Here is a 4581-nt window from a genome sequence, read left to right as displayed (position 1 = left end):
GGGTTTAAAGACACCCTCTAGAATTATAAGTACGCTTCAATTCATAAAGAAGAGTTGAAGTTTAATTATATTTATTGTTTGGTTCTTTGATTTAAATCAAGGCTAAATTATAGATAAATGATTATAGTGCTAGTGGAATAATTAAAATTGGGTCGCCTTATGAATAATAATATTTATGGTTTTATTCAATTGCCCTGGTGGGGGTATATTGTCATTGCATTGGTATTTACTCATATTACTATTATGAGTGTTACTTTGTTTTTACATCGCTGTCAAGCGCATCGTTCGGTGATATTCCATCCTGTGCTCGCCCATTTTTTCCGCTTTTGGTTGTGGTTGACAACGGGTATGGTGACTCGTGAGTGGGTGGCAGTGCATCGTAAGCATCACGCTTTTTCTGAGCGGCCTGGTGATCCACATAGCCCGATGATATTTGGTCTTCATAAGGTATTATGGGGCGGTGTTTTTTTATATAAAAAAGCTGCAGAGGATCTAAAAGTTTTAAAAAAATATGGCCATAATACGCCGAGTGATTGGTTAGAAAATCATCTTTATACACCTTATAATTCACTTGGTGTTGTGTTTATGTTGGTGATTAATTTAGTTTGTTTTGGTATTGTCGGCTTGGCTATTTGGCTAGTACAAATGGTGTGGATTCCCTTTTTTGCGGCTGGAGTTATTAATGGCTTGGGCCATTATTTCGGCTATCGAAACTTTCAGTGTGATGATGCATCAACAAATTTGATTCCCTTTGGTATTTTAATTGGTGGAGAAGAGCTGCATAATAATCATCATGCTTATGGAAGTTCTGCTAAATTTTCAGTCCAGTGGTGGGAATTTGATATCGGTTGGTTTTATATTAAATTATTGAGTTTATTGGGTTTGGCAACAGTGAGGAAACGCTTGCCAAAAGTCTTATTATCGGCAGAAAAAAGTAAAAATGAAGCGAGTAAAGAAACTTTAATAGCTGTATTTAATCATCGATTTTTAATTTTAAATGATTACTATAAAAAAGTATTTTTAGCTATTTATAAGCAAGAAATTAAACCTGTATTAAAAGTTAAGCCTAAAAGATTAAAGCTACTAAAGCGTGATAATTATTATCTTGATCATTGTGACCGTTATGGTGGTGAGAAAAAACTGATTCAGTTACTTTTAAATTCAAATGATAATTTAAAGATTGCTTATGAATTTAAATTAAAATTACAAGAGCTATGGAATCAAAATAATAAAACGCAACATCAGCTTATTCAAGAGTTACAACGATGGTGTCAACAAGCAGAGAGTGAGTCAGCACCCCAAGTGTTACATCAGTTTTCTCGTTATTTAAGACGCTATAGAGTTATTGCATAAGAACTAAAATAATAAAAATAAATGTTTTATGGTTTTTAATCAGCTCAGCAAGAATAAAATTGAATAATTGGAGGAAATAATGCTTCCTATTGAGCATGTTGTTGATTTATCACGATGGCAGTTTGGTATCACTGCACTGTATCACTTTCTTTTTGTGCCGCTCACTTTGGGTATGACGTGGATTTTATTTGGCATGGAGTGTCTTTATGTCAAAACAGGAAAACAAGTTTATAAAGACATGGTGCGCTTTTGGGGTAAGCTCTTTGGTATTAACTTTGCTATGGGGGTTGTCACCGGGATTACTATGGAGTTTGAATTTGGTGTCAACTGGGCATATTACTCTCAATATGTTGGTAATATCTTTGGTGCTCCCTTGGCTATTGAAGGTCTAGTTGCCTTTATGTTGGAGTCAACTTTTTTTGGTATTTTCTTTTTTGGTTGGGATAAACTGTCTAAAAAACAACACTTATTTGTGACATTTTGCCTTGCCTTTGGTTCTGCATTGTCAGCACTCATGATTTTAATAGCAAATGGCTGGATGCAGCACCCTATGGGTGCACATTTTGATATTGATTCGATGCGTATGCAATTAACAAGTTTTTATGATGTGTTTTTTAATCCAACTGCGCAAGCACAATTTGCCCATACGATCACTGGTGGGCTTGTTACTGCTGCCATGTTTGTCACTGGAATCAGCTCATTTTACCTTCTTAAAGGCCGCGACTTAGCCTTTGCTAAACGCTCTTTTATTTTTGGTTCATTTTTTGGCTTGATTGTGTTATTAGGGGTTGCTTTTTTTGGTGATCATGCCGGCCTTGATGTGGATGAAACTCAGCCGATGAAAATGGCAGCACTTGAAGGTCTGTGGGATACACCTAAGGCACCTGCGTCTTGGACAATGTTGGCATTGCCTAGTAATGATAAGCTTAAAAATAGTTTAGAAGTTAAAATTCCATATGCTTTAAGTTTGGTTGCAACTCATTCTTTAGATGGAACCGTCAAGGGAATGAAAGAGGTGATCGTTGATAATGCTCTACGCATGGCAAAGGGGCGTCAGGCTTATTTAGCATTAGTTGAGCTTAGAACAAAGAAAAATGCCAAGGGTGAGTCGCTCTCGCTATTCGAGCTTGAGCAGGCAAAAGCAGTATTGAAAGCGCATGAAAAAGATTTAGGCTATGGTTTATTACTTAAATCATACGTTAGTGATGTTCAAAATGTGACGCCTGAGCAAATAGTTGAGGTTGCAAATAAGGCCATTCCTGAAGTGTGGCCGGTGTTTTATGCATTTCGCTTCATGATTGCTTGTTTTGGTATGATGTTGTTGATTGTGCTTGCCGCAGGGTTTTTCAATGTACGCGGGACATTATGGCGGCAACGTTGGTTATTTCGCACAGCGCTGTATATGATTCCTTTACCTTGGTTGGCCTGTGAATTTGGTTGGTTTGTTGCTGAACATGGTCGTCAACCTTGGGTTGTACAAGATATGCTGCCAACGCTGATGGCTTCCTCTTCTGCATCGGTAGGTCAACTAAGTTTTAGTTTAACCGGGTTTGCGCTTTTTTATACTTTACTTTTTATTATTGAAATCTATTTAATGTTTAAATTTGCACGTTTAGGGCCAAGTGCATTGCACACTGGGCGTTATTATTTTGAGCAGACTGAACAAAACAAACTAAAACAGTGATTGTAGGTAAGTAATATGTTTGATCTTGAAACAATGCAAGTGATAGGTTGGTTAATCGTTGGATTGACTCTCACTCTCTTTGCTTTGACCAGCGGTTTTGACTCAGGGGTCGGTATTTTATTACCTTTTATTGGTAAAAGTGATGATGAGCGGCGTTTAGCGCTGAATGTGATAGGGCCAACATGGGATGGTAATCAAGTGTGGTTAATTACCGCCGGTGGGGCGATATTTGCTATTTGGCCAACGGTGTATGCGACCGCTTTTTCTGGCTTTTATGTTGCTATGTTACTTGTGCTTTGGTCGTTATTTCTACGACCTGTAGGTTTTGAATATCGCTCTAAATTAACAAGCCAGAAATGGCGTAATAATTGGGATATTGGTATTTTTATTGCCAGTTTTGTGCCTATCGTTGTTATGGGGGTCGCTTTTGGTAATTTATTATTAGGTGCGCCGTTTCATTATGATGCTATTTTTTTACGCATGGAATATACCGGGTCATTTTTGCAACTGTTAACGCCATTTGCATTGCTTTGTGGCGTTGTGAGCCTGTGTATGATCATTGTGCATGGTGCGGCTTATTTAAGTTGGCGTTCTGTTGGGGTTGTTAAAATACGTGCGCAAAAGGCATTATGTTTATTTTCTGTATTTTATATTATTGCCTTTGCATTAGCAGGCATGCTTATCGCTTATAAAGTCCCAGGTTATATATTAGGTACAGCAAATACTGCGTCAATCAGTGACCCTTTGGCTAATGAGGTTACGCGTCAAGTTGGTGCTTGGATGATGAATTATCATGTATATCCGTGGATGGTGGTTGCCCCTGTATTAGGCTTTTTAGGTGCACTACTTGCTATTGTTTCAACGAGGTTAAATCGAATAATTACCGCTTTTATTGGCTCTTGTTGTATACAAATAGGCACAATTTTAACTGCTGGGTTGAGTTTATTTCCCTTTATCATGCCGTCTAGTGTTGAGCCAAATCATAGCTTAACTGTGTGGAATTCTTCAACAACATTGCATTCACTAAATTTAATTACACTTATTGCTGTGATTATGGTTCCGGTAATTTTTATTTATACTGCATTTGTCTATCGGAGAATGTGGCAAAATGGACCACTGAAAGAGAGCGATATTCAGCGTGATCGGCATATATTTTATTAATTTTTTATTTGAAGTCTAGGCTCCGTTGACATTCGCTGCGAGCCATGGAGTGCTAAGCACGGGGTGAGTAGGCCGAGGTAGGTTCGGGTTTTTAGCAGAGCGGAGTTGCGAAAGGCCGTTAGGTCTGTAGCAAGCGTAACGAGTGTCTAAAAATCTATACGAACCGTAGAGTCATGTGAGAGCACAGTAGTGGAGTGTGCCGATTCAAGGCACGTAACGCTGTGTGACGCGGACAGCCGAGGGTTTATAGTCGTCGCGTTTTGCTCGGCGATTTTGCATCATTGGATGTGCAAAATACCTACCGAGGTAGCGACGCTTACGAAACACTTGTTTCATCGTGCGATGAAAGCGTTCACAAATACCATTTGTTTGAGGTGAACGGG

Annotated in this window: 3 protein-coding genes; all 3 read left to right on the top strand. The window is 38.5% G+C overall.

What is annotated here, in order from left to right; translation table 11 throughout:
• Positions 1–159: 159 nt before the first annotated feature.
• The 3 genes from C200_RS05575 (at position 160) to cydB (ending at position 4198) form a co-directional block, all read left to right on the top strand.
• The gene (locus tag C200_RS05575) at positions 160–1353 is read left to right on the top strand and encodes a DesA family fatty acid desaturase (RefSeq protein WP_016211749.1); all 1194 of its coding nucleotides are present in this window, start codon (positions 160–162) and stop codon (positions 1351–1353) included.
• Positions 1354–1432: 79 nt separating this feature from the next.
• A complete protein-coding gene (locus C200_RS05570) occupies positions 1433–3037 on the top strand; it encodes a cytochrome ubiquinol oxidase subunit I (RefSeq protein WP_016211748.1) in 1605 nt (534 codons plus the stop codon).
• Between the two features lie 15 nt (positions 3038–3052).
• A complete protein-coding gene (gene cydB, locus C200_RS05565; RefSeq protein ID WP_016211752.1) occupies positions 3053–4198 on the top strand; it encodes a cytochrome d ubiquinol oxidase subunit II in 1146 nt (381 codons plus the stop codon).
• Positions 4199–4581 lie beyond the last annotated feature (383 nt).

Source organism: Piscirickettsia salmonis LF-89 = ATCC VR-1361 (assembly GCF_000297215.2).
Classification (GTDB): domain Bacteria; phylum Pseudomonadota; class Gammaproteobacteria; order Piscirickettsiales; family Piscirickettsiaceae; genus Piscirickettsia; species Piscirickettsia salmonis.
The sequence above is the reverse complement of the archived record's forward strand: the minus strand, read 5'-3'. Positions and strand labels throughout refer to the sequence as shown.